A 25,132-nucleotide genomic window follows, 5' to 3' on the forward strand; every position below is an offset into this window, starting at 1 on the left:
CCGCACAGCCGCCGCCGCGCATTTCAACGCCAGCCGCTGCCGCCAGGCGCCCGCCCAGTCCGGTTCGGCCCGAACGATCTGGTCGAGCGGATAGAGCGCGCCACCCGCCATGAATGCGGCATCTGCGGTGTCCGCGGCAAAAGTCTGGGGACCTGCCCAGCGAGCTGCCGACATGGGCTGAAACGACGTCTTCGGAGATACGGCCTTGGGAATCATGGGCGCGAGCGTAAATTTTATGTGCGCTTGTGGCCACCGATCGCGCAGCAATCCGCACCGTCGGCTGCGGATTTGCACCGTTATTTGCAGGACGCGCTGCGAAAACGCTGAAAATCGACGAGTCGAGGCCCCTGCCCCCCATCGATCAATAGGAGTTGAATTTTGCGGATCGGCGCGCCGCCCTACATAGGGTGCGGCTGGTCAAGGAGGATTTCAGTTTGACGTTCCATCGGATGATTGCATCTCTCGCCGTAGTCCTTGCCCTTTCAGCGCCGGTGCTTTCGGGCCCGTCCTGGGCGCAGCAGCCACGCGGCGGTGACGAGAACCGCGAGCGCGGCCGCCAGACGGAGCAGAGCGCCGGTGGCGGCATATTCAGCCTGATCCCGGCCGATTCCACCACCGAACATGTCTTCAAGTCGCCTTCCGGCGATCTCCCCTATACCGCGACGGCCGGCACGCTCGATCTCTTCGGCCAGGACGGCAACCGCTCGGCGAAGATCTTCTACACCGCCTATATCGCCAAAAACCGCGAACCTTCTGCTTCAGGGGGCGTCCGGCCGCTCACCTTCGCCTTCAACGGCGGCCCGGGCGCCGCCTCCGCTTATCTGCATCTCGGCCTGGTCGGTCCGAAGATCCTTGAATTCGGCGCAAGCGGCGACAACGGCACGACGCCCCGGCTGAAGGACAATCCCGAAAGCTGGCTCGCGTTCACCGATCTCGTGCTGATCGATCCGGTCGGTACCGGCTGGAGCCGCGCCGCCAGCAACGACGCGGCTGGCGGTTATTACGGTGTGCGGCAGGATGCCGACAGCCTGTCCAAGGCGATCGCGCTCTACGTCCAGAAGAACAACCGGCTCGATGCGCCGAAATACCTGCTCGGCGAGAGTTATGGCGGTTTTCGCGCCGCCAAGGTCGCCGTGTCTTTGAAGAACAGTCAGGGGATGCTGGCTTCGGGCATCATCATGCTGTCGCCGCTGGTGGAAGGCCGGTTCCTTGCCAATTCCGACGATCCCTTGAGTGCAGCGCTGCAGCTTCCCTCGCTCGCCGCAGCCGAGCTGGAGCGCCGCAACCAGTTCACGCCGGAAAAGCTTGCCGATGCCGAACGTTTCGCGATCGGTGACTATCTCACCGGGCTTGCCGGCCCCTCCCCCAACGGCCAGACGGCCGATACGCTCTATGGCCGGGTTTCCGAACTCACCGGTATTCCGAAGGACATCGTCGCCCGTACCCGCGGTTTCGTCGGCGATGTCTATGCCAAGCAGATGGGGGGACCGGGAAAGATCGTCAGCCCCTACGACGCTGCCTACGCGGTGCCGGATGCCTATCCGGAAGATGCCGTCACCCGCAACGACGACCCGATCCTCGAAGGCTACACGCGCGCCTATGGCGCGGCCTTTGCCGCCTATGCCCGCAACGAGCTCGGGTTTGCGAGCGAAATGACCTATTCGCTGTTGAACGAGGAGGTGAACCGCCGCTGGGAGTGGAACGGCAGCCGTGGCGGAGATTCGCGCTCGCTTGCCAGCGCCAGCACCGACATCCGCGACCTGCTTTCGGTCATCCCGTCCTTCAAGCTGATGATCGCCCACGGCTATAGCGACGCGCTGACGCCTTACGGCGCCAGCCGCTACGTCATCGACCACCTGCCGCCTGAACTTGCTGCCGGCCGCGCCGAACTCAAGGTCTACCGCGGCGGGCACATGTTCTACACCAGGCCGGATTCACGCAGGAGTTTTGCAGGCGACGTCAGGGCGTTTTACGAGGCCAAGGCGACGGATTGAATTCGCCGGCTGTTCGATGACGGAAAGGTCACCGTGATGTGAATGCGTCCTGCCTTGCCGGGCCGATCCGGAAACCGCTACTAGCTGACATAGGTTGATTTTCAGAAAGATCTTTGGGTCCATGACCAGCGAATACCAGATGTCGCGGCGCGCCTTCGTGATAGGCTCCGTCTCGATGACCGCGACGCTTGCCGGCTGCGCCACCACCACTGAACGGGCTCCGGTTCCGGAAATGGCCCGCCGCCCGATCGAGCCTCCGAGCGAAGTTGAATTGCAGGCCCGATACGCCGCCCTCGAGGACAGCGGCCATCTGCTGCCGGCGATCCCCTACAAGCAGATCGACCCGAAATATTATCGCCAGCGCGTGGTCGATCCGACCGGCGAACTGCCGGGCACCGTGGTCGTCGATACGCCTGGCCGTTTTCTCTACGTGGTGGAGCCCGGCGGCACGGCGATGCGTTACGGCGTCGGCATCGGCAAGGACGGTTTTGCCTGGCAGGGCGAAGGGGTCATCCACTGGCGCCAGCCCTGGCCGCGCTGGAAACCGCCGAACGAGATGGTCGCGCGCCAGCCGAGCCTCAAGAAGTTTTCGATCGAGAACGGCGGCATGGATCCGGGCGTCAAGAACCCGCTCGGGGCGCGGGCGCTCTACATCTTCCAGAACGGCCAGGATACGCTCTACCGGCTGCATGGCTCGCCGGAATGGGCTTCCATCGGCAAGGCGTCGTCGTCGGGCTGCGTGCGCCTGGTCAACCAAGACGTCATGGATCTCTATGCGCGGGTGCCCTACCACGCCCGGATCGTCGTGCATCAGGATGTGTTGAAAACGGTGCCCACGGTCTGAAACAGCCCTCCACCGGCCTCACCGGAATGTCCGGTGATGTTGTTTCGCCGGGCCTACCTGGTGTAAGCAGCCCGGCCGCGCTACGCGAAGCGGTCAAGACGGGGCTGGAGGCCTGAACTGGATTTGGACGACGAGACGCAGCAATCCGATGCGCCGACGCCGCGCATGCTGTCATGGGCGCGCAATTCGACGATCTATCGCATAAACCGGCGCATGCACACGGAAAAGCAGCTTTTCGATGCCATATCGCGCAAGGCACGTGAGAAATTCGAGGATATCGGCGAGGTCCAGGTCAGGGCGCTCGCCGAGTTCGCGGTGAAATTCGCCTATGACAACAAGGCGCTGGATGATGCCGCCTTTGCCGAGATGAGCACTCGCTCGGGCATGCGCGGCGGCAGGTCCAGACGGGCTATCGCCCAGAAACTGTCGCAGAAGGGCGTGGCGAGCAGCACGGTGGCGGCCGCCATTGCCGAGGCGGATGATTTCCGTGCGGCCCTCATCCTGGCCCGCAAACGCGCCTTCGGGCCGTTCCGCAGGGGCGAGCTCGACGAAAAACGCAAGGCGAAGGAGTTTTCTGCCTTCGCCCGGGCGGGTTTCAGCTTCGATATCGGCAAAAAGATCTTTGAGATGTCGCTCGACGAGGCCGAGGAAGCGCTGGATGCGGGCCGCGACCTCTAGGCGCCAGGGCGCCGCCGGCCGTCAGGCCTGCTTGAGCGCCGGGTCGTCGAGCGCCGGATTGTAGAAGAGCGACAGCGTCAGGCTTTTTGCGATCCGGTCCGCCGTTGCCATGAACCAGGCTTTCGCCTCGGGGCTCGGAGCCATGTCGTCCAGCGTCGCGGCAAACAGCTCCAGCCATTTCGGGAAAAGCTCCGCCGTCATGTTGGCGACGCCTGCATGCGCCTGGACCGGCTTTCCGCCATAGGCACCGTTGCGGAAGGCGACGGAAGACCAGAAGCTCTTCATTTTCGCCATATGCTCCGGCCAGCGTCCGGAAAGCCGCGCGTCGAAGACGGGTCCCAGTTCCGGATGCGCCAGTATGCGGCCATAAAAGGTGTCGACCAGCTTTCCGATAAAGGCGTCGTCGATGCCTATCGCCTTCATCTGCGCTTCTGCGCGGTCACGGATGGCCGCGACATGCGCCGCGCGCCCCTGCAATTCGTCACTCATCTCAAAACCTTGGGTTCCGCCGCATCTGCGGCCCTTCTCATATAGGCCCTGCGGATGCCGGACCCAAGGCCTGACGCCCGGTTGCGACGATGTGTCAGGTGAAAATGGGCGGCAATGTCAAACTTGCGCGAGCGGTGCCACTACGACCGTGCTGCGGTCGCGATTGTCTCGGCAAGCCATTCGTTGAGGCTTTGATCGTTGGCGGTAGCGGCGATGACGGCCGCTTCATGGGTGCGCGGATCGAGCCGGACGTTAAATCGCCCCGAAAACGAGCGAAAAGGCTCAATCCCCTTTTCCTTGCAGATTTCAAGGAAGGTCTGGAGCGACTTTTGACCCTCCGACATCAGGCCATCGAGACTGTCGGAGTAGAAGTCGGCGCCGCCATTCAGGCCGAGGAACTCCCCGCGAAACATGCCGATCTCCGGATCAAGTGAGACAACCGCTTTATGGCCTTCGATTTCGATGACGTTCCTCATGGTTTCACTCCATGGCTTTCGAGCCATTTTCGAATGCTGGCGACCGCGCCTTTGTCCGTATCGGGCGATGGATGTGGGCGATGAAATACCCTGACCTCGCCGAACAGCACCACGCCGATCCGGGATCCCTCCCGCTCGGTCACGTCCGCACCAAGCGCTACGAACATGGCCTCGATATCCACCCATCGGATCGAACCGCTCGCGGGCCTTGCATAGATCAGCTCAAGCGTGGCGCGATGGCGTTTCTTCATGCTGAATGGTACCACTGTATAGTACCAAAATAAAGAGGCCGGCAACAATGCCAGCCGCGATTCATGACAGAGGGTGAGAAACGGATGCTACACGCGCTCCAGCGCCACCGCGATCCCCTGCCCGACGCCGATGCACATCGTGGCAAGCGCGTAACGGCCCTTGCGGAGCGACAGTTCGAGCGCTGCGGTGCCGGAGATGCGGGCGCCGGACATGCCGAGGGGGTGGCCAAGCGCGATCGCGCCGCCGTTCGGGTTGATATATTCGGCGTCTTCCGGGAGGCCGAGTTCGCGCAGGACGGCGATGCCCTGGCTTGCAAAGGCTTCGTTGAGCTCGATCACGTCAAAATCCTTCGGCGAGATGCCGAGACGGGCGCAGAGCTTCTGGGTGGCCGGCGCCGGGCCGATGCCCATGATGCGCGGCGGAACGCCGGCGGTGGCGCCGCCCATGATGCGGGCGATCGGGGTCAATCCGTACTTCTTCGCCGCCGCTTCCGAGGCGATGATCAGGGCCGCGGCGCCGTCGTTGACGCCCGACGCGTTGCCGGCGGTCACCGTCGCGCCCTCGATCTTGTTCAGCACCCTGAGCTTGGCGAGCGCCTCCATGTTGGTTGCGCGGGGATGTTCGTCCTTCGCAACGACCACCGGATCGCCCTTCCGCTGCGGGATGGTTACCGAGGTGATTTCCTTGGCGAGACGGCCGTTCTCCTGGGCTGCCGAGGCTTTCGCCTGGCTGCGGACCGCAAACGCGTCCTGGTCCTCACGGGAAACCTTATAGTCGATCGCCACGTTGTCGCCGGTTTCCGGCATGGAATCGACGCCATACTGCTTCTTCATCAGCGGGTTGACGAAACGCCAGCCGATCGTGGTGTCGTAGATCTCGGCATTGCGCGAGAACGCGGTATCGGCCTTCGGCATCACGAAGGGCGCCCTGGACATGCTTTCGACGCCGCCGGCGATCATCAGTTCGGCCTCGCCCGCCTTGATGGCGCGGGCAGCGGTGATGACCGCATCCATGCCGGAACCGCAGAGGCGGTTCATGGTGGTGCCGCCGACACTGACCGGCAGGCCGGCAAGCAGTGCCGACATGCGCGCGACGTTGCGGTTGTCTTCGCCGGCCTGGTTGGCGCAGCCGTAGATGACATCGACAACCGCTTCCCAATCGACGGACGCGTTACGTTCCATCAACGCTTTCAAGGGGATGGCACCGAGGTCGTCGGCACGAACGGCGGAGAGCGAGCCGCCGAAACGGCCGATCGGGGTGCGGATATAATCGCAGATATAGGCTTCGGTCATGATCTTCTCTCTCACAGTTTCGGCACGACGAGATCGGCGACGGGTCCATCGATATGGAGGCGCGCGCCGGTCATGGCCTGCAGTTCCTCGACTGTCATACCGGCCAGCTTTTCGCGCAGGACGAAATGCTTCTCGACGATGTCGATGACGGCATGGCTCGTATAGACCCGAGTGATACAGGCAACGCCGGTCAGCGGAAAGGTACAAGCTTCAACTAATTTCGGGTCGCCGTTCTTGGTGACGTGTTCGGTGATGACGCAGACCTGCTTGGCGCCGTGCACGAGGTCCATGGCGCCGCCGACGGCCGGCACGCCCTTGGAGCCGACCCGCCAGTTGGCGAGGTCGCCGTTCTGGGCCACCTGCAGCGCGCCCAATATGGCGACGTCGAGATGGCCGCCGCGCACCATGGCAAAGCTGTCGGCATGGTGGAAGAAGGCGGCGCCCGGCTTCAGCGTCACGGCCTTCTTGCCGGCGTTGATCAGGTCCCAGTCCTCCTCGCCTTCGGCAGGCGCTTCGCCGAAATTGAGGATGCCGTTTTCGGTGTGGAAGATCGCCTCGCGGCCGGGCGGCTGGTAGCGGGCGACCATTTCCGGAAAACCGATGCCGAGGTTCACATAGGCGCCATCCTTTATGTCCTGGGCGGCGCGCCAGGCGATCTGGGCGTTGGAAAGCTTGATGTCTTCGCGCGTATCGACGGTCATGCCTGGGCTCCTGGGGCGTAGGCCACTCCGGCTCGGATGAGCTCTTCTTCCTGCTGCGGGTTGGCGACCTCGACGACGCGGTCGATGAAGATGCCGGGCGTCACGACGTGCTCGGGATCGATGCCGCCTGGGGGCACGATCTTCGAGACCTGCACGATCGTCTTGGCCGCGGCCATGCACATCAGCGGGTTAAAGTTGCGGCCGGCCTTGTTGTACGTGAGGTTGCCCAATGGATCGCCGAGCTGCGCCTTGACGATGGCGAAATCCGCCTTCAGCCAGCGTTCCTGGACATAATGGCGGCCGTCGAACTCGGCGATCACCTTGCCGTTGGCAAGTTCGGTGCCGTAAGCGGTCGGCGTATAGAAGGCCGGGATGCCGGCGCCGCCGGCGCGGATGCGCTCGGCAAGCGTGCCCTGGGGCACCAGTTCAAGCTCGATCTGGCCCGCCAGATAACGGTCGGTGAAGGCGCGTGGGTCCGAGGATTTCGGAAACGAGCAGATCATCTTCCTGACCATGCCCGCGTCGATCATCGCGGCAATGCCGAAGCGGCCGTTGCCGGCATTGTTGTTGATGACGGTCACGTCCTTGATACCCTTGTCGATCAGGGCGTGGATCAGCTCGATCGGCGCCCCCGATCCGCCAAAACCGCCGATCATGATGGTCGCGCCATCACCGATCTCGGAGACGGCTTCCGCCATGCTCCCGATTGTCTTGTCCATACGGGATATCTCCTTCGCTATACCCGGCGAACGTGCCCGCCGTGCTCGGGGCAAGAGATAGATCAGCGCGGGATGGACAGCAAGGAATATGTGCGATAATTGATCTTTGTTCGCATATCGCACATATCGTGCGGGCCGGGAATGCGGAGGCAGTTGCTTTGCATTGCCTCGACAAGGTTCAGGGAGAAACCATGCAGGAAACGGATTTCGTCAGCGGATTCGCGCGAGGCCTGAAGGTCATCGAGGCTTTTGGCGAGACCACGCCGCGGCTGGCGATCGCCGATGTGGCGAAGGCGACCGGGCTCGACCGGGCGACGGCCCGCCGCTGCCTGCTGACCTTGGCCGAACTCGGTTATGCCGATTATGACGGAAAATTCTTCGTGCTGACGCCGAAGATCTTGCGGCTCGGCCATGCCTATCTCTCCGCCACCCCCCTGCCCCACATCGTCCAGCCTTTTCTCGACAAGCTCGCCGAGGAGGTTCACCAGAGCGCATCCGCAAGCGTGCTCGACGGCACCGAGGTCGTTTATATCGCCCGCGCCTCGCAGAAGCGGGTGATGTCGATCAACCTGATGCCCGGCAGCCGCCTCCCCGCCTATTGCGCCTCGATGGGCCGCGTCCTGCTGGCGGCCATGCCCGATAGCGAGAGCCTGGCGCTCCTGAAACAGAGCAACCTCAAATCCTTCACGCCCCGCACGCTCACCGACCCCATCCGGCTGATGGAGGAGCTTGCCCGCGTCCGCGAACAGGGTTTTGCCGTCATCGACCAGGAACTGGAACTAGGCCTTTGTTCGATCGCGGTGCCGCTGGAAAACGATCGCGGCCGGGTGGTCGCCGCGATCAATATCGGCGCGCCAGCGGCAAGCGTGCCCGCCGCCGAAATGGCCGACCGGTATCTGGAGCCGCTGAAGGGCGTCGCGAGGCTTCTGAAATCGCTGCTGCGCTGAACCCATCAGCGCCGTGAATCGATGAGACCGGATCGATTCAATCATGTCGTTGGACGGCAGAATCCGGACTTGCGATTCTGCCGGCATGACCAGCGAACCGCTTCTCCTCACCCGCCGCGACCCCGCCCGCAACATGGCCCGCTTTTACGTGCTTACGGTCGAACCCGATCTTTTCGAGGGAGCGGCGCTCACCCGCAACTGGGGCCGTATCGGTACCAAGGGCCGTTTCCGCATCGATCTGTTCGGCTCGCGGCAGGAAGCGGAGCGCCGGCTGGTCGCGCTTGTCCGCAGCAAGGTGAAGCGCGGTTATCGGCAGCCGGCGGAGCCAGGTTGACAGCTGTCAACTCGAGTCCACCCTTTAGCGGGTAGCCTTGCGCCAGCCCGCAGACAGTGCCTCATCTTCGCTGCAGAACCATCGCTCTCCGTATTGCCTGCTAATAATAGTGGCGTTGAAATCCAGCTGTCCGGGAACATGAAAGATTCGTTCCCGGGAGTTGATGGAGACATTACCTTTGATGTTGCAGGCGGGGTCGTACCACTCGCGGGGCGCAATTGCGTAGCCGCCAGTCGTGGTGAAAGCGGCGAGTGAGGCGGCGACTACCAGAAGCGGAAATTTGCTCACGGCCGAATATAGCGGCCCGGTTCTTATATCCTCTTTCCCTGGTCGCTTATCCTCTTTCCCTGGTCGCTCGAGTTTTAGCAATTGAGGGCTGAGACGTGACGTTGCATCTCGACAGACGTCCTCGAGCAACCGGCAGGTTGACAGCTGTCAACTCGCCTCCGCATGATCCTTGGGGATGGCGGGTGAGCCTCTATGGCCGTTGCCGGCGATTGATGGTCTAACCGAAGCGTCAGGGGACGCCTGCCCTGGGGAGGGATCATGAAGCGCATAACCGGTAACCGTTTGAGGCTGTCGCTTTTGATCCTGTTCGGCTGGGCGCTGATCGGGTGGCTTGCAGGTGCGCTTCTGGCGCTTGTCGGTGAGCCTTCCTTCGATCTCGGCGGCATTTCCATTCCGAAGGCATTGCTCTACGCCGTCATTTTCCTGATCGGCATGTCGGCTCTGTTCGACAGCCGGGAAGTCGGCCTCACCGCGCCGATTTCCGGGCGTTCGCTGCTGCTGGCATGGCTGCCAGGTCTTTATGCCGTCTGTTTCCTGCTGCTGGCGGCCTGGTCCGGCCTTCCCTCGATCGCGCTGGCATCCTCGCTGCTTGTCTCGACGACGCTTGGAGCGGCCTCGCAGGAACTGATGTTCCGGGGCATCCTGTTTGCGGGATTGCGATCCCGCTATTCGGCCCTCAAGACGACGTGGATATCGAGCATTTTCGCCGGCATCGCCTGGTTCCCCGTCTGGATCTGGTACGGCGCCTGGGAACAAGGGGTTGCCGATACGATCCTCGGCTTCCTGCTGAGCATTCTGTTCTCGGCAATCCGCGTCAGAACCGGCTCGCTTTATCCTTGTATCCTGCTGCATGCGGTTTGGAGCTATTGCCTCACGCTGCTGAGGTTGAGCGGGGAGGGCGTGTTCTGGAGCCAACTGCTCTTCATCGCCCTCGTCATTCCCCTTCCGATCTATGGGCTGTTCCTGCTGCGGAAGAAGGCTCTTGCGGCCATGCCGGATGTCGCAGCTGGTTGACGAACGGCCGCAAGATATCCGAAGGCGATCGGCAGTTGACAGCTGTCAACTTGATGATGGGTTGAGAATAATCACTGATGTTATTGCCCTGAATTTGAGAGCACGAGCGATAAAATAGTTTCGTCCCCGCCCGTTTCCGGCAGGTTATGCTTGCATCCAGCAAATGCCGGGGAAAACGACGGATGACCACGCTTAATGTCTTGTTAACCAAAAAATCCTTGACGCGAATCGCCGTGTCGCCCACGTTGGTAACGGCGGGAGGCGAAGAATTTCCGTTTAAGCGTAACCGGGCGCTCAGCCTGTTAATTCGGTCGCCTACCGTAGAAATCGGCAAAAGAATCGCTGCCCGGTCAACCCGGCTTCACATCGGAGGCCTATCCTGTCCCCGGTGGTCCAAAAAGGAGCAGGGCATGGTCGGCACGAATGAGGAAGAACCCATGGCGGTATCGGCGAAAAAATCGGGCGCTCTCAGCGCGGATGTCGCGGCCCAGCCGCGGATGCTCGCCGACGAGGCGATCGCCAGGGATGCGCGAGCGCTGTCCGAACAGCTGAAGGCGATGCGCGAGCGGCTTTTCCCACCGGCCTCGATGAAAACGCTGAGAGCCTTTTCTTCCGGCGAAGCCGCCAAGCTGATCGGCGTCTCCGATGGTTACCTGCGCCAGCTCTCTTTGGCAGGGGAGGGGCCCCAGCCGGAAACCGGTGCCGGCGGACGGCGCTTCTATTCGCTCGCCGATATCAATGCGCTCCGCCACTACCTCGCCGACCAGGCGCTCGCCAAAGGCAACCATGCCAAGGCGCGTTCCTATCTGCCGCATCGCGACAGCGCCCGCGGCGAACATCTGCAGGTCATCTCGGTCACCAATTTCAAGGGCGGTTCCGGCAAGACCACGTCCGCCGTGCATCTGGCGCAATATCTCGGCCTGACCGGCCACCGGGTGCTGGCGATCGATCTCGATCCGCAGGCTTCGCTCTCTGCGCTGTTCGGTTATCAGCCGGAGCTGGATCTCACCGGCAACGACACGCTTTACGGCGCAATCCGCTACGATGCCGAGCAGCGTCCGCTTTCGGACATCATCCGCGGCACCTACTTTCCGGGCGTCGATATCATCCCCGGCAATATCGAGCTGCAGGAATTCGAGCATGTGACGCCGCAGGCGCTGGCACGCCGGCAGGAAGGCCAGGACGCCGGGCCGCTGTTCTTCGCCCGCATCCAGGCGGCCATCCAGACGGTCGAGGCCGATTACGACGTGGTTGTGATCGACTGCCCGCCGCAGCTCGGTTACCTGACGCTGTCGGCGCTCTGCGCCTCCACCTCGGTCGTCGTCACCGTGCATCCGCAGATGCTCGACGTCGCGTCGATGAACCAGTTCCTGTTCATGACCTCCGACCTTCTGTCGGTGGTGCGCGAGGCGGGCGGCACGCTTAATTTCGATTTCCTGCGCTATCTCGTCACCCGGTTTGAACCGAACGACGGGCCGCAGGCGCAGATTGTCGGTTTCATGCGCTCGCTGTTCGGCGAGCGGGTGCTGACCGCGCCGATGCTGAAATCGACGGCGGTATCGGATGCCGGCCTCACCAAGCAGACGCTCTACGAGGTCGGCCGCGAGAATTTCACCCGCACCACCTATGACCGGGCCGTCGAAGCAATGAATGCCGTCAACGGCGAGGTCGAGGCGCTGATCCACTCCGCCTGGGGATGGTGAGGCGCAAGCAGGACATCAAGAGAAGGCGATGACGATGGCTGGAAGCCGCAAGAACGAGTTGAGGGCGCTGTTTGCGGGAGGGCTTGCACCGAGCGAGCCGGCCCGTGCGCCTGAAACCAAATCCATGCCCGAAGCCGAAACCGGCCCGGTTGCGGCGGGGGAAGGGGCGCCGCCGCCCCGCAGCGCATCCGGGGCCGTCAAGGCGATGGGCCTGTCGCTTGGCACCATGACCCGCGATGCGGATGAGGCGCGGGCGCTGCGCCAGGCGCTCAGTGACGGCGAACGCGTCGTCGCCATCCATCCGGACAAGATCGATTCCTCCTTCATCGAGGATCGGCTGCGGCTCGACGATCGCGACGACGAGGATTTCGCGGCCCTGATCGACAGCATCCGCGAGAGCGGTCAGCAGGTGCCGGTGCTTCTGCGCCCGCATCCGGACAAAAGCGGCCGTTACCAAACCGCCTACGGCCACCGCCGCGTGCGTGCCGCCGCTCGCCTGGGGATCGACGTCAAGGCGATCATCCGGCCGCTGTCCGACGACGAACTGGTGCTGGCGCAAGGCAAGGAAAATGCCGAACGCCGCAACCTCACCTTCATCGAGCGCGGATTGTTTGCCAAGAACCTCGCAAGCCGCGGTTTCGACCGCAAGGTGATCGGCGATGCGCTCGCGGTGCAGAAGAGCGAATTGTCGCGCCTGATGCAGGTGGTGGACGGCATTCCGGAAAACTTCATCCGCATCATCGGCCCGGCACCAAAGGCCGGCCGTGATCGGTGGATGAAGCTCGGCGAAATGCTGCAATCGGGCGCTGCCCAGAACGCCGCCCATGACGAGATCCATTTTCAGCGGTTCCAGGCGGCCGGCAGCGATCAGCGCTTCCAGTTCCTGTTCGACCGGCTGTTGCGCCGGATCAAGCCGGAGGCGCCGAAACCGAAAGAGCTTAAGGACAGCAGCGGCAGGGTTTTCGCCCGCATCAGGCGCGACGGTAAGATTAGGCGCATCGAGTTTTCGCCGGATGTCGATGCCGCGTTCATCGACGAGGCGGCGGCCTTGCTGGCTGAACGTTACGAGCGGTTTGTCGCGGATCGGTCAGCCGACAAGGCCTGACGTCTCGTCACGCTAAAGGCTAATATTGACAGGCAATGTATACAGACCTATTGCTAGTATAAGGGGATGGAGGGAAATAGGGCCGGCCGGCGGCTTTCTTGGCCGGGTCGGGAAATTCCGTTTTTCATGCGGGTTTTCTTTCGGCGTGCAAATTTTGATCGACGCCGATCGATTTGAGGGGCCGTTTTCCGCGAGAAACGCTGTTAACGGCGAGATTGTATACATAGATCCGTAAAGTAACCCGGACTGGAGCTGGAATATCTGGCCAGGTCGTCCGGTCGATGGAAACGGAAGCGATTGGGATTTGAGGCCATCGTCACCCGTTGACTGTTGGTTCCAGTGTCCCCGATATATCCCACAGGCTGTGATGGGCTGGGGGCCGCAAGGAGGACGCGGCCTGTCACGAGGAGCTTTGAGAACAGGTCGTCTAGAGGAGGAAAGAGAATGATTACCAGAAGAACATTGATGGCTGCGGCAGGTCTCGCCATGGGCGGTCTCGTTGCCATTCCGGCATCCGCGCAGGAAACGGTTAAGATCGGCCTCATCCTGCCGATGACCGGCCCGTTCGCGTCCACCGGCCGCCAGGTCGAAGCGGGCGTCAAGGCCTATATGGCGCTGAACGGCGATACCGTCGCCGGCAAGAAGATCGAAGTCGTGCTGCGCGACGACGGCGGTGTTGCCGACCAGACCCGCCGCATCGCCCAGGAACTCGTCGTCAATGACGGCGCCAAGATGCTGATGGGCTTTGGCCTGACGCCGCTTGCCATGTCGGTTGCGCCGGTTCTCAACCAGGCGAAGATCCCGGCGATCATCACTTCGGCAACGACCTCGGCGATCATGCCGCAGTCGCAGTATTACGTCCGCACCTCGATGGGCGGCCCGCAGTCCGCCGTTCCGGTGGCCACCTGGGCGGTGCAGAACAACCTGAAGAAGGTCGTGACGCTGGTCTCGGACTACGGTCCGGGGATCGATATCGAGCAGGGTTTCACCAACCAGTTCAAGAAGGAAGGCGGCACGATCGTCGAAGCGATCCGCGTTCCGCTGGCGAACCCGGATTTCGCGCCCTTCCTGCAGCGCGTCCGTGACGCCAAGCCGGACGCCGTCTTCGCCTTCGTGCCGGCCGGCATCGGTGCGCAGTTCATGAAGCAGTATGTCGACCGCGGCCTGGCCGACGCCGGCATCAAGCTGATCGCCACCGGCGACGTCACTGACGACGACCTGCTGAACGGTATGGGTCCGGCCGCCAAGGGTGTGATCACCGGCCATTTCTACTCGACCCTTCATGACAGCCCGGAAAACAAGGCTTTCGTCGCCCAGGTGAAGAAGGCCAACAACAACATGCGCCCGAACTTCATGGGCGTCGGCGGGTATGACGCCATGACGCTCGCCTATATGGCGCTGAAGAAGACCAATGGCGATACCGACGGCACCAAGCTTATCGAAGCCATGAAGGGTGCCACCTGGGTAAGCCCGCGCGGCCCGATCACCATCGATCCGGCCACCCGCGACATCGTCCAGGACATCTACATGCGCGAAGTCAAGGAAGTGAACGGCGAACTCTACAACGTCGAGTTCGCGACCTTCCCGAAGATCAAGGACCCGAACGCCAAGTAAGGCGGATTGATCTCACTCAGACAGGAATGGCGGGCTTCGGTCCGCCATTTTCGTTTGGAATATGGGTCGCGTTTACAGTTTCGCACTCACGCGCCGACCGTGAGCACGATCTTGCCCTGGATATGCCCGCTGGCGGCTCGTTCATGGGCCTTGCGAGTGTCGGCGAGCGGATAGGTGCTATCGAGGACGACGCGGATCGTCCCGTCGTCGAGCAAGCGCGCGATTTCTGCCAGCTGGGCTCCGCTCGAACGGACCTGGGTGGCCGAGACCATGACGCCGAGCTTTTCGGCCTCCGCGGCATCGGAAAAGCCTAATGGGTAGACCGGGAACAAGGCGCCGCCGCGCTTCAGTGTGCGCAGGAAACGGCCGGTGGTGGGTCCGCCGAGGGCGTCGACGACAAGATCGATGTCATGCGCAACCTCTTCGGGCAGCGTTTTTGTGTAATCGATGAAGTCGTCGGCACCGAGTTCCCGTAACAGCGCCTCATGCTTGCCGGATGCCACGGCGATGACATGCGCACCTTTCAATTTCGCGATCTGCACCGCGAAGTGCCCGACGCCCCCTGCCGCGCCGTTGACGAGGACGGTCTTGCCTTCGAGCGGCACCGGCTGATGTTTATGCGGCTGAAGCGGGTTCGGTTCATCGTGCCCCAGCGAGATCATGAATTGCCACGCTGTCAGCAGCGACATCGGCGCTCCGGCGGCATGCGCATGATCGATGCCGGCGGGTTTGAGCGCAAGTTCCGACGCCGGCACGCTGACATATTCGGCATAGGCCCGGCTTTCCCCGACGCTGAAAAAGCGGACCATGGAGTAGACGTCGTCTCCGACGGAAAACCCCCTGACGTCATCAGCCACCGCCTCGACGACGCCGGACACGTCCGTGCCGAGGATGATCGGGAAGGGCACCTGCGGCCGCCATTCCGGAGGAAGCGCCTTGTAGCCATCGCGCAGATACCAGTCGGGCGGGTTGATCCCAATGGCATGGACGCGAACGAGGACTTCCCCCGGCTTCAATTCCGGCTTCGGCGCATCCTCATAGCGCAGCACTTCAGGGCCGCCGTATTCGTGAATCCGGATGGCTTTCATTGTTTCGGTCGACATCGCTTTCTCCGTCGCGGCAGGTGTGCTAACTAATGCGGAGCACTGTTCCGCTTTATATCCGGAGCACTGTTCCGATTGTCAAGGGGTACGATGCGAGCCGACGCCAAAAAGAACTACGACCAGCTACTCGCCGTCGCTCGTCGCGTTGTCACCGAACAGGGCGCCGACGCGTCGTTGCGCGACGTTGCTCGCAAGGCGGGCGTAGGGCTTGGCACGCTTTATCGCCACTTCCCGACCCGGGAAGCTCTGCTCGAGGCCTTGCTTCGCACGAAGTTCGACGAGTCGGCACAAAGGGCGAGGGAACTCGAAAAGTGGGAAGACGCCGGAAACGCCCTCGTGACATGGCTGCGAGAGGCCATCGCGATGACCCACACCTATAGCGGCGCCATTGCGCCGATGGTTGTGGCAATCGCTGATGAAGGCTCCGCGCTCCATGCCTCATGCGTCAGCTTGCGCGCCGCCGGCACGCGGCTTCTTGCCCGTGCCCAGGCGGAAGGCGTGGCGAGAAGCGATATGGATGGCAATGACCTGTTCGCGCTGATCAGCGCCCTGGCGTGGCTCGCCGACCAGCCTCCGCTTGTGCCGCGCGCGGATCATCTTTTCGATGTTATATCGAGCGCGATCCTGACGGATCGACAAAAGCCCGCTGTTTCTTGAGAGCGAATACGCCATCGGGACGCGTGAGTGTCACGATGTGCGTCGGTGGGGATCGCAATGGAACGCGGGTGCCGGTCCCCCACGCAGCCCGTTGTCAGACGGCCGACGCCGCTTTGAACACCGCCAGCTGAGCGTCGAAAGCCCGCTTGTAGGCGGACCGTGCTTCCGCGCGGGCGGTATAGGCGGATAGGTTTGGGTAGTCGTCCAGCATATCCGACGATGCTTTCAACCTGAGCAGCACCGTCACCATCAGCAGATCGCCGGCGCTGAACGCACCATCGAGCCAGTCACGGTCGCCAAGGTGGCGGGAAAGGTCGACCAGCCGGTTCCGGATGGTGCCGTCGAGGGCGCGCAAACGCTGCTCGTACCAGGGCTCGTCACGCTCGAGGATCCGGACGAGGCTGCGGTCGAAGATCGGCGGTTCCACCGTGTTGAGCGCGGCAAACATCCACGCGATCGCCCGCGCCCGGGCATTCGCGTCTTCCGGCAGCAGGCCGCCGTGGCGTTCGGCGATATGCAACACGATCGCCCCGGATTCGAACAGGATGAGATCGCCGTCTTCATAGGTCGGGATCTGCCCGAAAGGCTGAAGCGCCAGATGCGCGGGTTCCTTCATTGCTTTGAACGACAGAAGACGAACGTCGTAAGGCTGGGCCGCTTCTTCGAGCGCCCAGCGAACGCGCATGTCGCGCGCCAGCCCTCTGCCGCGATCGGGCGACTGTTCAAAGGCGGTAATGGTAATCGTCATTGGTGCTCTCCGTAGCGTGTTTGTCTTGAAGACGGTCGGCTAAACGGGATTCCGACACCTTTGCCCAAGATAATCCTTGCAGTCGGTCCACATACAGTTCCGCAGAACATGGATCGAGTTTGGCGGTTCGTCCATTGTCGTCGTATGCATGGTTCCGACAAAGAGCGGGCGACCGCTCATTTACCGCAGGAGGCCCTGCAAACAGACGGAGTTTTAAGATTGAGCGTTGCCTTCACCAAGGAAGAGAGTTCCGAAACCGCTTCGGAAACCCTGCTGCCGGATCGTCCGATTTCGCCGCATCCGAACCTTGTGACGGAAGCGGGGCTGAAGGCGCTGGAACTGCAGCTCGCGCAGGCGCGTGAGGCCTATGGCGCGGCGAGCGCAATCGATGACATCAATGAACGGCGGCGCCAGCAGGCAAATCCGTTGCGCGACGCGCGCTATTTTGCAGCGAGAGTTCACACGGCTCAGCTCGTCCCGGATCCGACCTCATCCGACAATGTCGCCTTTGGCAGCACCGTGACCTTCAGCCGCGACGATGGGCGCGTCCAGACATATAGGATCGTCGGAGAGGATGAAGCGGACCCCAAAACCGGATCGATTTCCTTCGTTTCGCCGGTAGCAAGGCTGCTGATGGGCAAGTCTGTCGGAGATGTGGTCGAAGCGAGCGGTCAGGAGCTGGAGGTTCTTGTAATCTCCTGAAATGCTCATATAGCCGCTGTATACGTGTTCAAACGGGCGAATGACGGGTTGAGCAGGCGTTCGGCAATGGCTATCAGGTGCTGACCGCAAACGAACCTTCCGCGAACCACAAGGCGCATCCCGGCATGACCCCAGATTTCCTCGTCACCCATTCGGGTGGCTTCCATGCCGACGAACTGCTGTCGAGCGTCGTCCTGAGCCGGCTTTTCCCAAAAGCTCGGATCGTTCGCAGCCGCGCGCCGGAATGGATCACGCCTGGTGCCGACCGCATCATCTACGACGTCGGCGGCGCCTATGACGCTGCGGCCCAGGTCTTCGATCATCACCAGCGCGGTGCGCCGTTGCGCGGGGACGGCCAGCCCTACAGCTCGTTCGGACTGGTCTGGAAACATTACGGCCGCGATTACCTTGCCGCCCTCAGCCTTCCGCAGGCCCATATCGAGGCTCTGCACGCCTCTTTCGATGCGAGCTTCGTGTTGCCGATCGATTTGATGGACAATGGTGCGCTCAGCCCCTCGATTGCGGGGCCGCTGGCCGGGCTCACTCTGCCATCTCTCCTGGAAACCCTGAAACCCGTGTTCGACGAAAAAGACCCGGAAGCGGAAAACGGCAGTTTCCATGCGGCACTTGCCATTGCTCGCAGTTTCGTCGAGGCAAGGATTGCCCAGAGCGCTGCCAAACTGCGGGCCGAGGCGCTCGTGCATCAGGCCATCGTGGATACGGGCGAGGGGCGCATTCTCGAATTGCCGACGGGAATGCCGTTCCGCCCGGCGATCATCAAGGCGGGCGCCGATCACCTGTTGTTCGTCGTTCACCCGCGCGACAAGGATTGGTGCCTCACGACCATCCGCCGCGCGGATGAAGGTTTCGAGGTGCGCGCCGATCTGCCGGCGGCCTGGGCAGGCCTGACCGATCGCGATCTCGAGGCAGCCTGCGGCGTCGAGGGCGCGAGCTTCTGCCATAATGGCCGGTTCATTGCCGCTGCCAGGACCCGCGAGGCGGCGCTCGCCATGGCCGAGTTGGCGGTCAGGGAAGCCGTTTCCAACGGGACCAGGTAAGGGCGACAGGGAACGGGCGGCGACCGAGGAGACACGATCGAGGGCCGGGCTTCCGCTTCCGGCGCCAATCAGATGTGCTAGAACAGTCCATCATGAGTTCCTCGCGGCCCACTTCGTCATCCACGATCCTGCATCACAGCCTCCGGCATCTGAGGGCGTTCCTCGCGGTCGTCGATACCGGCTCGGTGACAAAGGCGGCGGAGCTCTGCTTCGTCTCCCAGCCTGCCGTCACCCAGGCGCTGTCGAAGATCGAAAAAACCGCCGGCCTGCCGCTGTTTTCCCGCACGCCGCAGCGGATCTTTGCCAATGGCGCCGGTGAAATCCTGGCGCTGCGCATCAAGCGCGCCTTCGGATACCTTGATCCCGCCCTGTCGGAACTGTCGCCGCGACTGCGGGTGACGGCGACGACCGCGCAGCTGAAATCGCTGATAGCGGTCCGAGAAACCGAGAATTTTACGCTTGCTGCGGCCCGCCTGGGCCTCAGCCAGCCGGCGGTCTATCGCGCCGTCGGCCAGCTCGAAGAGGAGGCGGCGCGGCCGCTGTTCGAACGGACGTCCTACGGCATCGTCGCGACGCGTGCGGCCCATGCGCTGGCCCAGGCGGCAAGGCTCGCCTTCATCGAGCTCGAACAGGCGGATGCGGATCTTGCGGAACTGACGGCGGCCGAGATCGGCCAGATCGTCATCGGCGCCACGCCGCTTGCCAAATCCTATGTGCTGCCGAAAGCGATTGCCGGTTTCCGCAAGATCCGGCCGAACCTGCCGATCCAGATCCAGGAGGGTCCTTACCCGGACCTGCTGGGCGCTCTCCGCCGGGGCGAAGTGGATTTCATGCTCGGCGCGCTTCGGGTGCCGGCGCCGATCGGCGATGTGGAGCAGAAGGTGCTGTTCCACGACACGGTGGTCATGGTTTCGGGGCAGGCGCATCCGCTGGCCGGCCGTGAGGAACTGACCATCGAGGAGCTTGCCGCCTTCCCCTGGGTCGTCAACCAGAGCGGCACGCCGATGCGCCGGTATTTCGACAGCGTCTTTACCGGTTCGGCAAGCGGGCCGCCGAAGAGCATCGTCGAAACCGGCTCACTGATCCTGATGCGCGAGCTTCTCGATTCCAGCGACCATCTCGGCTGCACCTCCCGTCTTCAGGCGGAAGCCGAGATCGCCCGCGGGCTGATGCGGGCGCTGCCCTTCGATCTCAGCCACACGTCGCGGCCGATCGGGGTGACGACGAGAAGGGACTGGCTGCCGACGGCGGCGCAGCAGGCGTTTCTGGAACTTTTGCCGACCTGGTCCGAGCGTCCGGCCGATCGATCGCTATAACCAGAACTTATAAGTCCGGCAGATGAACTGATTAAGCCTGAAGACGCAGGCGGGCTAATGTGCAAATGCGCCAGACGGGTGGAGAGATTGGCGTTTGGGGGCGGGCATCGCGATGTTCCGCCTCTGGAGGTTAACAAAAAGTTGAAAACGGCGGGGCGCCAAGGCATCCGGGCCCGTTGACTGACATATCGACCGTCTACGATATAGGCTACCAGTTATGACAGGCCCGGGCTGAAGCCCGGATGCTGTCCGGCAAGGCGTCTATAAGAAAATTTCGCGCTCTGAGGAGGAGGGAAGCATGCTCAATAGAAGAACGCTCATCGCAGCGGCAGGCGTGGCGCTCAGCTGCCTGGCTGCCATTCCGGCAGCCGCCCAGGAAACCATCAAGATCGGCCTCATCCTGCCGATGACCGGTCCATTCGCGTCAACCGGCCGTCAGGTTTCGGCCGGCGCCAAGACCTTCATGGCGATGAAGGGCGACACCGTCGCGGGCAAGAAGATTGAGCTCGTCATCCGCGACGACGCCGGCACGGCCGACCAGACCCGCCGCATCGCCCAGGAACTGGTCGTCAACGACGGCGCCAAGGTTCTGGCCGGCTTCGGCCTGACGCCGCTTGCCATGGCGGTTGCGCCGGTCGCCACCCAGGCGAAGATCCCGTCGGTGGTCATGGCAGCCGGCACGGCTTCGATCACCAAGGCGTCGGAATACATCACCCGCACCTCGGGCACCCTGCCGCAATATTCGCTGCCGGTCGGCACCTGGGCTGCCGCCAACAAGATCAAGAAGGTGGTGACCCTCGTTTCCGACTACGGCCCGGGCATCGATGCCGAGAAGTGGTTCACCAAGGAATTCAAGGCTAAGGGCGGCGAGATCGTCGAGGCCGTGCGCGTGCCGCTCGCCAACCCCGATTTCGCGCCCTTCCTGCAGCGCGTCCGTGACGCCAAGCCCGATGCGGTCTTCGTGTTCCTGCCCTCGGGCGCCGGTTCGCTGTTCATGAAGCAGTTCGCCGACCGTGGCCTCGCCGATGCCGGCATCAAGCTGATTGCGACAGGCGACGTCACCGACGACGATATCCTCAACTCGATGGGCAAGCCGGCAATCGGCACCATTACCGGCCATTTCTATGCCACCGCGCATGACAGCCCGGAAAACAAGGCCTATGTCGCTGCCTTCAAGAAGGCCAATGCCGACATGCGCCCGAACTTCATGTCGGTCGGCGGTTTCGACGGCATGGCGCTGATTTACGCAGCGCTCGAAAAGACCAAGGGCGATGTCACCGGCCCAGCCTTTATGGCAGCCGTCAAGGGCCTCTCCTGGACGAGCCCGCGTGGTCCCGTCTCGATCGACCCAGAAACGCGCGACATCATCCAGAACATCTACATTCGCGAGGTCAAGGACGTGAACGGCGAGCTGCAGAACGTCGAGTTCCAGACGTTCAAGGATCTCAAGGATCCGGAAAAGGCCGACGCCAAGTAAGGGCAGGGATAGCCCCTCACCCCGCCTCCGCTTCGCTCGGCGCACCCTCTCCCCGTAAACGGGGCGAGGGGGGAACCGCAACCGGCGCGGCATAAGCCTTCTCCACGACTTGACGGGGGAAAGGTGCCGGCAGGTGGATGAAGGGCAGGTTCATAACAAGAAGGTCAAGGCACTTGAGCCCCGTCGTTTTCCCGGCGACAATGCCGGGCAACATCATCGCTCGCAACAGGGCCTCGCAGAGAAGATTTATATGCTGACAATCCTGTTCGACGGCATCGCCTATGGGATGCTGCTTTTCATTCTGGCCTGCGGGCTGACGGTGACGCTCGGTCTGATGAACTTCATCAACCTGGCGCATGGCGCCTTTGCCATGGCCGGCGGCTACGTGACCGTGGTGATGATGAACCGCTACGGCATCTCCTTCTACTGGTGCCTGCCGGCGGCCTTCCTCGTCTCGGCGCTGATCGGCCTCGTGCTGGAGCGGACGCTCTACCAGTGGCTCTACCAGGCAAGCCATCTGGACCAGGTCCTGTTCTCGATCGGCATCGTCTTCATGGCGATCGCCGCGACCGACTATTTCATGGGCGGCCAGCAGCAGCTGATCAACCTGCCGCCGGAACTGTCCGGCCGCATGGACGTGTTCGGCGTCGGCGTCGGCCGCTACCGGCTTTTCACCATCGTCGTCTGCGCCGCGCTGGCGCTGGCGTTGCAGCTGATCCTCTCGAAGACTCGCTTCGGCAGCCGGCTGCGCGCCGCCGTCGATGACCGGCGCGTCGCCATGGGCCTCGGCATCAACGTGCCGCTCGTCTTCGCGCTGACCTTCGCCTTCGGTTCGGGCCTTGCCGGCCTCGGCGGGGCGATGGGCGCGGAAATCCTCGGGCTCGATCCGAACTTCCCGCTGAAATTCATGATCTACTTCCTCATCGTCGTCTCGGTCGGCGGCACGTCCACCGTCTCCGGTCCGTTCCTCGCCGCCCTGCTGCTCGGCATTGCCGACGTGGCCGGCAAATATTACGTGCCGGCGATCGGTCCCTTCGTCATCTACGCGCTGATGATCGTCATGCTGATCGTGCGGCCGAACGGCCTGTTCTCAAGGGGTGGCCGATGAGCGTTCTTCCGCAGGAAACCACCGTGTCCGCAAATTCCTCCACCGCTGCAGCGGAAACCCGTGCTGCCAAGCTGATGAAGCGCCGGAGCCGCATCCGCTTCTACGAGATCATCGTCTGGATCGCCGCGATCGCCGCTTATTTCCTGCTGCCGTCGAAGATGCTGATCCTCACCGAGATCGCCATCCTGGCGCTGTTTGCGGTGTCGCTCGACCTGGTGCTCGGGTTTGCCGGCATCGTCTCGCTCGGCCATACCGCCTTCTTCGGCCTCGGCGCCTATGTGGCGGGCCTGATGGCGCAGCATTATTTCGCCGAACCGGTGACCGGGTTGATCGTCGCGGGCGTTGCCTCCGGCGTGCTCGGCCTGCTCACCAGCTTCCTGATCCTGCGCGGCTCCGACCTCACCCGCCTGATGACGACGCTCGGCATCGGCCTGATGATGGCGGAAGTCGCCAACCAGATGGCCTGGCTGACCGGCGGCGCCGACGGGCTTTCCGGCTTTTCGCCCGGCCCTATCCTCGGCATGTTCGAGTTCGACCTGTTCGGCAAGGTCGGTTATCTCTATTGCGTCGGCGTGCTCTTCATCGGCACGATGATCATGCGGCGCATTGCCTTTTCGCCTTTCGGCCTGTCGCTGAAGGCAATCAAGGGCAATTCGATGCGCTCCGCCATGGTCGCCGTGCCGGCGCGCAAGCGCATCGTCACCGCCTATACGGTCGCGGCCGTGTTTGCCGGCATGGCGGGAGCACTGCTCACCCAGACCACCGCCTTTGTCTCGCCCGACGTGCTCGCCTTCCATCGCTCGGCCGACGTCCTGCTGGTGCTCGTCATCGGCGGTACCGGCTATCTCTATGGCGGCATCTTCGGGGCGATCCTGTTCACCCTGGTCAAGGACTGGCTGTCGGTGATCACGCCGCAATACTGGATGTTCTATATCGGCATGTTGCTCGTCATCCTGGTGCTGATCGGCCGTGACCGGCTGTCGCGCTGGGTCGAATACCTGCCCGAGCGCCTCTCGAAGAAGGAGGACCGCTGATGAGCGAGATCGTTCTCGAAACCAGGCACCTGGTGCGTCGCTTCGGTGCCTTCCTCGCCACCAATGACGTCAGCCTGAAGGTGGAGCGCGGCGCCCGCCACGCCCTGATCGGCCCGAACGGCGCCGGCAAGACGACGCTGATCAACCTCCTGACCGGCGTGCTGCCGCCCTCGGAAGGCCAGGTCTTCCTCGAAGGCGAGGACATCACCTCGATGGCCTCGTTCCGTCGCGTCAAGCGCGGGCTCACCCGCACCTTCCAGATCAACCAGCTGTTCAACGAGTTCACGCCGCTCGAAACCGTGGCGCTGGCGATCGCCGAGCGCGAAGGCGTCGGCCACAATCTGTGGCGGTCGATCGCCGGTTACGGCAAGGTGGTCGACGAGGCGGCAGCCCTGCTGGCCCGTTTCGGCCTGGCCTCCGTCATGGGCGAGCGCACCGTGATCCTGCCCTATGGCAAGCAGCGCCTGCTCGAGATCGCGCTGGCCTTTGCATCAAAGCCGCGAGTGCTGCTGCTCGACGAACCGGCTGCCGGCGTGCCCGAAGACGAGCGGCACGAAGTGCTGCAGATTGTCTCCGACCTTCCGGCCGACGTCACCGTGCTGCTGATCGAGCACGACATGGATCTGGTCTTCTCGTTCGCCAACCGGATCTCGGTTCTGGTGGCGGGCGCCGTCTTCGTCGAGGGAACGGTTGCGGAAATCTCCACCGATCCGCGCGTCAAGGCCGTCTATCTCGGAGAAAATGCATGAGCGCCCCGGTTCTGGTCACCGAAAAGCTGGTCGCGGGTTATGGCGAGGCGAGCGTGCTTGCGGGTATCAGCCTGACGATCCGCGAGGGTCGCACGCTGGCGCTGCTCGGCCGCAACGGCACGGGCAAGACGACCTTCGTCAATACGCTCGCCGGCGTCACCACCCATCATTCGGGCTCAATCCACCTGATGGGACGCGACGTCACCAAGCTGCGCGCCGACCGCCGTGCCGCGGCGGGCATCGGCTGGGTGCCGCAGGAGCGCAACATCTTCAAGTCGCTGACCGTCGAGGAGAACATGACGGCGATCGCGCGCCCCGGTGTGTGGACGCTGGAGCGGGTCTATACGATGTTCCCGCGGCTGAAAGAGCGCCGCAAGAACCTCGGCAACCAGCTTTCCGGCGGCGAACAGCAGATGCTGGCGGTCGGGCGGGCGCTGATGGTCAATCCGAAACTGCTTCTCCTCGACGAGCCGACCGAGGGTCTTGCACCGATCATCGTCGACGAACTGCTCGCGGCGATCCAGCGGATCACGCAAGGCGAGGGCATGTCGGCTATCATCATCGAGCAGAAGGCCCGCAAGGTGCTGCCGCTCTCCGACGACGCCGTCATCCTCGATCGCGGCGCGATCGTCTACCAGGGCACCAGCGCCGATCTGCTCGCCAATGAAGAGATTCTCGGCCGGCATCTGACCGTCGAAAAGGGTGTCCGGCACTAGTTCGGAAAAGCGCA

At 62.9% G+C, this 25,132-nt stretch carries 27 protein-coding genes; 18 read left to right on the forward strand and 9 right to left on the reverse strand.

Annotated elements, in window-relative coordinates; genetic code table 11:
* A partial coding sequence (locus MOV63_RS22865) for a DUF1403 family protein (RefSeq protein ID WP_405029371.1) occupies positions 1-216 on the reverse strand: 216 nt, incomplete at its 3' end.
* A 233-nt stretch (positions 217-449) separates the two neighbouring features.
* On the opposite strand from MOV63_RS22865, the gene MOV63_RS22870 reads away from it, so the two are divergent.
* From MOV63_RS22870 to recX, 3 genes are all read left to right on the forward strand, one after another.
* Entirely contained in the window at positions 450-1,994 is a 1,545-nt protein-coding gene (locus MOV63_RS22870; RefSeq protein WP_247037197.1) for a S10 family peptidase, read from the forward strand.
* A gap of 121 nt (positions 1,995-2,115) precedes the next feature.
* The gene (locus tag MOV63_RS22875; RefSeq protein WP_247037134.1) at positions 2,116-2,838 is read left to right on the forward strand and encodes a L,D-transpeptidase; all 723 of its coding nucleotides are present in this window, start codon (positions 2,116-2,118) and stop codon (positions 2,836-2,838) included.
* 123 nt (positions 2,839-2,961) lie between these two features.
* Positions 2,962-3,516, forward strand: a complete 555-nt coding sequence (gene recX / locus MOV63_RS22880) for a recombination regulator RecX (RefSeq protein ID WP_247037136.1) — start codon at positions 2,962-2,964, stop codon at positions 3,514-3,516.
* A 21-nt stretch (positions 3,517-3,537) separates the two neighbouring features.
* Here the strand turns inward: recX and MOV63_RS22885 are convergent, their stop codons facing one another.
* The 6 genes from MOV63_RS22885 to MOV63_RS22910 form a co-directional block, all read right to left on the reverse strand.
* The gene (locus tag MOV63_RS22885) at positions 3,538-4,005 is read right to left on the reverse strand and encodes a group III truncated hemoglobin (RefSeq protein WP_247037138.1); all 468 of its coding nucleotides are present in this window, start codon (positions 4,003-4,005) and stop codon (positions 3,538-3,540) included.
* Between the two features lie 140 nt (positions 4,006-4,145).
* Complete coding sequence (locus tag MOV63_RS22890; RefSeq protein ID WP_040123976.1) at positions 4,146-4,481, reverse strand: type II toxin-antitoxin system HicB family antitoxin; 336 nt, start codon at positions 4,479-4,481, stop codon at positions 4,146-4,148.
* Positions 4,478-4,732, reverse strand: coding sequence for a type II toxin-antitoxin system HicA family toxin (locus MOV63_RS22895; protein WP_040123978.1), 255 nt, complete (start codon positions 4,730-4,732; stop codon positions 4,478-4,480). Before MOV63_RS22895 ends, MOV63_RS22890 begins: the two co-directional genes overlap by 4 nt.
* 87 nt (positions 4,733-4,819) lie before the next feature.
* Complete coding sequence (gene pcaF / locus MOV63_RS22900; protein WP_247037140.1) at positions 4,820-6,025, reverse strand: 3-oxoadipyl-CoA thiolase; 1,206 nt, start codon at positions 6,023-6,025, stop codon at positions 4,820-4,822.
* 11 nt (positions 6,026-6,036) lie between these two features.
* Positions 6,037-6,726 carry a CoA transferase subunit B gene (locus tag MOV63_RS22905; RefSeq protein ID WP_247037142.1) on the reverse strand — a complete coding sequence of 230 codons (690 nt, stop codon included), beginning with the start codon at positions 6,724-6,726 and terminating at the stop codon, positions 6,037-6,039.
* Positions 6,723-7,445: a 3-oxoacid CoA-transferase subunit A gene (locus MOV63_RS22910; protein ID WP_247037144.1), complete on the reverse strand. Its 723-nt coding sequence runs from the start codon at positions 7,443-7,445 to the stop codon at positions 6,723-6,725. Before MOV63_RS22910 ends, MOV63_RS22905 begins: the two co-directional genes overlap by 4 nt.
* Positions 7,446-7,636: 191 nt before the next feature.
* On the opposite strand from MOV63_RS22910, the gene MOV63_RS22915 reads away from it, so the two are divergent.
* The 6 genes from MOV63_RS22915 to MOV63_RS22945 all read left to right on the forward strand — a co-directional run bounded on the left by MOV63_RS22915 (position 7,637) and on the right by MOV63_RS22945 (position 14,450).
* Entirely contained in the window at positions 7,637-8,392 is a 756-nt protein-coding gene (locus MOV63_RS22915) for an IclR family transcriptional regulator (protein ID WP_247037146.1), read from the forward strand.
* Between the two features lie 85 nt (positions 8,393-8,477).
* A complete protein-coding gene (locus MOV63_RS22920) occupies positions 8,478-8,726 on the forward strand; it encodes a WGR domain-containing protein (protein ID WP_247037147.1) in 249 nt (82 codons plus the stop codon).
* A gap of 546 nt (positions 8,727-9,272) precedes the next feature.
* On the forward strand, positions 9,273-10,028 hold the full coding sequence (locus MOV63_RS22930; protein ID WP_247037151.1) for a CPBP family intramembrane glutamic endopeptidase: 756 nt from the start codon (positions 9,273-9,275) through the stop codon (positions 10,026-10,028).
* A 437-nt stretch (positions 10,029-10,465) separates the two neighbouring features.
* Positions 10,466-11,731: a plasmid partitioning protein RepA gene (repA, locus tag MOV63_RS22935; RefSeq protein ID WP_405029372.1), complete on the forward strand. Its 1,266-nt coding sequence runs from the start codon at positions 10,466-10,468 to the stop codon at positions 11,729-11,731.
* A 34-nt stretch (positions 11,732-11,765) separates the two neighbouring features.
* Complete coding sequence (gene repB / locus MOV63_RS22940; protein WP_247037198.1) at positions 11,766-12,836, forward strand: plasmid partitioning protein RepB; 1,071 nt, start codon at positions 11,766-11,768, stop codon at positions 12,834-12,836.
* Positions 12,837-13,280: 444 nt separating this feature from the next.
* Positions 13,281-14,450, forward strand: coding sequence for an ABC transporter substrate-binding protein (locus MOV63_RS22945; RefSeq protein WP_247037153.1), 1,170 nt, complete (start codon positions 13,281-13,283; stop codon positions 14,448-14,450).
* Between the two features lie 86 nt (positions 14,451-14,536).
* On the opposite strand, the gene MOV63_RS22950 is transcribed toward MOV63_RS22945, so the two are convergent.
* Positions 14,537-15,553 carry an NADP-dependent oxidoreductase gene (locus tag MOV63_RS22950; RefSeq protein WP_247037155.1) on the reverse strand — a complete coding sequence of 339 codons (1,017 nt, stop codon included), beginning with the start codon at positions 15,551-15,553 and terminating at the stop codon, positions 14,537-14,539.
* Between the two features lie 90 nt (positions 15,554-15,643).
* On the opposite strand from MOV63_RS22950, the gene MOV63_RS22955 reads away from it, so the two are divergent.
* Entirely contained in the window at positions 15,644-16,210 is a 567-nt protein-coding gene (locus MOV63_RS22955) for a TetR/AcrR family transcriptional regulator (RefSeq protein ID WP_247037157.1), read from the forward strand.
* Positions 16,211-16,304: 94 nt separating this feature from the next.
* Here MOV63_RS22955 and MOV63_RS22960 read toward each other — a convergent pair whose 3' ends face one another.
* Entirely contained in the window at positions 16,305-16,958 is a 654-nt protein-coding gene (locus MOV63_RS22960) for a glutathione S-transferase family protein (RefSeq protein WP_247037160.1), read from the reverse strand.
* A 219-nt stretch (positions 16,959-17,177) separates the two neighbouring features.
* Here MOV63_RS22960 and greA point away from each other — a divergent pair, with 219 nt between their 5' ends.
* The 8 genes from greA (at position 17,178) to MOV63_RS23000 (ending at position 25,118) form a co-directional block, all read left to right on the forward strand.
* Complete coding sequence (gene greA / locus MOV63_RS22965; protein ID WP_247037161.1) at positions 17,178-17,660, forward strand: transcription elongation factor GreA; 483 nt, start codon at positions 17,178-17,180, stop codon at positions 17,658-17,660.
* 125 nt (positions 17,661-17,785) lie between these two features.
* A complete protein-coding gene (locus MOV63_RS22970) occupies positions 17,786-18,718 on the forward strand; it encodes an MYG1 family protein (RefSeq protein WP_247037163.1) in 933 nt (310 codons plus the stop codon).
* Between the two features lie 92 nt (positions 18,719-18,810).
* Positions 18,811-20,034 carry a LysR family transcriptional regulator gene (locus MOV63_RS22975; RefSeq protein WP_247037165.1) on the forward strand — a complete coding sequence of 408 codons (1,224 nt, stop codon included), beginning with the start codon at positions 18,811-18,813 and terminating at the stop codon, positions 20,032-20,034.
* 298 nt (positions 20,035-20,332) lie between these two features.
* Positions 20,333-21,511, forward strand: a complete 1,179-nt coding sequence (locus MOV63_RS22980; RefSeq protein WP_151046690.1) for an ABC transporter substrate-binding protein — start codon at positions 20,333-20,335, stop codon at positions 21,509-21,511.
* Positions 21,512-21,761: 250 nt separating this feature from the next.
* Entirely contained in the window at positions 21,762-22,619 is an 858-nt protein-coding gene (locus MOV63_RS22985) for a branched-chain amino acid ABC transporter permease (protein ID WP_247037200.1), read from the forward strand.
* Complete coding sequence (locus MOV63_RS22990; protein WP_247037167.1) at positions 22,616-23,653, forward strand: branched-chain amino acid ABC transporter permease; 1,038 nt, start codon at positions 22,616-22,618, stop codon at positions 23,651-23,653. Before MOV63_RS22985 ends, MOV63_RS22990 begins: the two co-directional genes overlap by 4 nt.
* Complete coding sequence (locus MOV63_RS22995; RefSeq protein WP_046599305.1) at positions 23,653-24,402, forward strand: ABC transporter ATP-binding protein; 750 nt, start codon at positions 23,653-23,655, stop codon at positions 24,400-24,402. The genes MOV63_RS22990 and MOV63_RS22995 overlap by 1 nt, the downstream gene beginning before the upstream one ends.
* Positions 24,399-25,118 (forward strand): ABC transporter ATP-binding protein, encoded by a 720-nt coding sequence (locus tag MOV63_RS23000; protein ID WP_040124005.1) that lies wholly within the window; start codon positions 24,399-24,401, stop codon positions 25,116-25,118. Before MOV63_RS22995 ends, MOV63_RS23000 begins: the two co-directional genes overlap by 4 nt.
* The last annotated feature ends 14 nt before the right edge of the window (positions 25,119-25,132 follow it).

This window comes from Neorhizobium sp. SHOUNA12A (genome assembly GCF_023006505.1).
Taxonomy (GTDB): Bacteria; Pseudomonadota; Alphaproteobacteria; order Rhizobiales; family Rhizobiaceae; genus Neorhizobium.

Excerpts from the sequence above, each read along its gene's own strand:
- MOV63_RS22870 (WP_247037197.1), top strand. The coding sequence starts at position 450 with ATGATTGCATCTCTCGCCGTAGTCCTTGCCCTTTCAGCGCCGGTGCTT.
- MOV63_RS22875 (WP_247037134.1), top strand. The coding sequence starts at position 2,116 with ATGACCAGCGAATACCAGATGTCGCGGCGCGCCTTCGTGATAGGCTCC.
- MOV63_RS22885 (WP_247037138.1), bottom strand. The coding sequence starts at position 4,005 with ATGAGTGACGAATTGCAGGGGCGCGCGGCGCATGTCGCGGCCATCCGT.
- MOV63_RS22890 (WP_040123976.1), bottom strand. The coding sequence starts at position 4,481 with ATGAGGAACGTCATCGAAATCGAAGGCCATAAAGCGGTTGTCTCACTT.
- MOV63_RS22895 (WP_040123978.1), bottom strand. The coding sequence starts at position 4,732 with ATGAAGAAACGCCATCGCGCCACGCTTGAGCTGATCTATGCAAGGCCC.
- pcaF (WP_247037140.1), bottom strand. The coding sequence starts at position 6,025 with ATGACCGAAGCCTATATCTGCGATTATATCCGCACCCCGATCGGCCGT.
- MOV63_RS22905 (WP_247037142.1), bottom strand. The coding sequence starts at position 6,726 with ATGACCGTCGATACGCGCGAAGACATCAAGCTTTCCAACGCCCAGATC.
- MOV63_RS22910 (WP_247037144.1), bottom strand. The coding sequence starts at position 7,445 with ATGGACAAGACAATCGGGAGCATGGCGGAAGCCGTCTCCGAGATCGGT.
- MOV63_RS22915 (WP_247037146.1), top strand. The coding sequence starts at position 7,637 with ATGCAGGAAACGGATTTCGTCAGCGGATTCGCGCGAGGCCTGAAGGTC.
- MOV63_RS22920 (WP_247037147.1), top strand. The coding sequence starts at position 8,478 with ATGACCAGCGAACCGCTTCTCCTCACCCGCCGCGACCCCGCCCGCAAC.
- MOV63_RS22930 (WP_247037151.1), top strand. The coding sequence starts at position 9,273 with ATGAAGCGCATAACCGGTAACCGTTTGAGGCTGTCGCTTTTGATCCTG.
- repA (WP_405029372.1), top strand. The coding sequence starts at position 10,466 with ATGGCGGTATCGGCGAAAAAATCGGGCGCTCTCAGCGCGGATGTCGCG.
- repB (WP_247037198.1), top strand. The coding sequence starts at position 11,766 with ATGGCTGGAAGCCGCAAGAACGAGTTGAGGGCGCTGTTTGCGGGAGGG.
- MOV63_RS22945 (WP_247037153.1), top strand. The coding sequence starts at position 13,281 with ATGATTACCAGAAGAACATTGATGGCTGCGGCAGGTCTCGCCATGGGC.
- MOV63_RS22950 (WP_247037155.1), bottom strand. The coding sequence starts at position 15,553 with ATGTCGACCGAAACAATGAAAGCCATCCGGATTCACGAATACGGCGGC.
- MOV63_RS22955 (WP_247037157.1), top strand. The coding sequence starts at position 15,644 with ATGCGAGCCGACGCCAAAAAGAACTACGACCAGCTACTCGCCGTCGCT.
- MOV63_RS22960 (WP_247037160.1), bottom strand. The coding sequence starts at position 16,958 with ATGACGATTACCATTACCGCCTTTGAACAGTCGCCCGATCGCGGCAGA.
- MOV63_RS22970 (WP_247037163.1), top strand. The coding sequence starts at position 17,786 with ATGACCCCAGATTTCCTCGTCACCCATTCGGGTGGCTTCCATGCCGAC.
- MOV63_RS22975 (WP_247037165.1), top strand. The coding sequence starts at position 18,811 with ATGAGTTCCTCGCGGCCCACTTCGTCATCCACGATCCTGCATCACAGC.
- MOV63_RS22980 (WP_151046690.1), top strand. The coding sequence starts at position 20,333 with ATGCTCAATAGAAGAACGCTCATCGCAGCGGCAGGCGTGGCGCTCAGC.
- MOV63_RS22985 (WP_247037200.1), top strand. The coding sequence starts at position 21,762 with ATGCTGACAATCCTGTTCGACGGCATCGCCTATGGGATGCTGCTTTTC.
- MOV63_RS22990 (WP_247037167.1), top strand. The coding sequence starts at position 22,616 with ATGAGCGTTCTTCCGCAGGAAACCACCGTGTCCGCAAATTCCTCCACC.
- MOV63_RS22995 (WP_046599305.1), top strand. The coding sequence starts at position 23,653 with ATGAGCGAGATCGTTCTCGAAACCAGGCACCTGGTGCGTCGCTTCGGT.
- MOV63_RS23000 (WP_040124005.1), top strand. The coding sequence starts at position 24,399 with ATGAGCGCCCCGGTTCTGGTCACCGAAAAGCTGGTCGCGGGTTATGGC.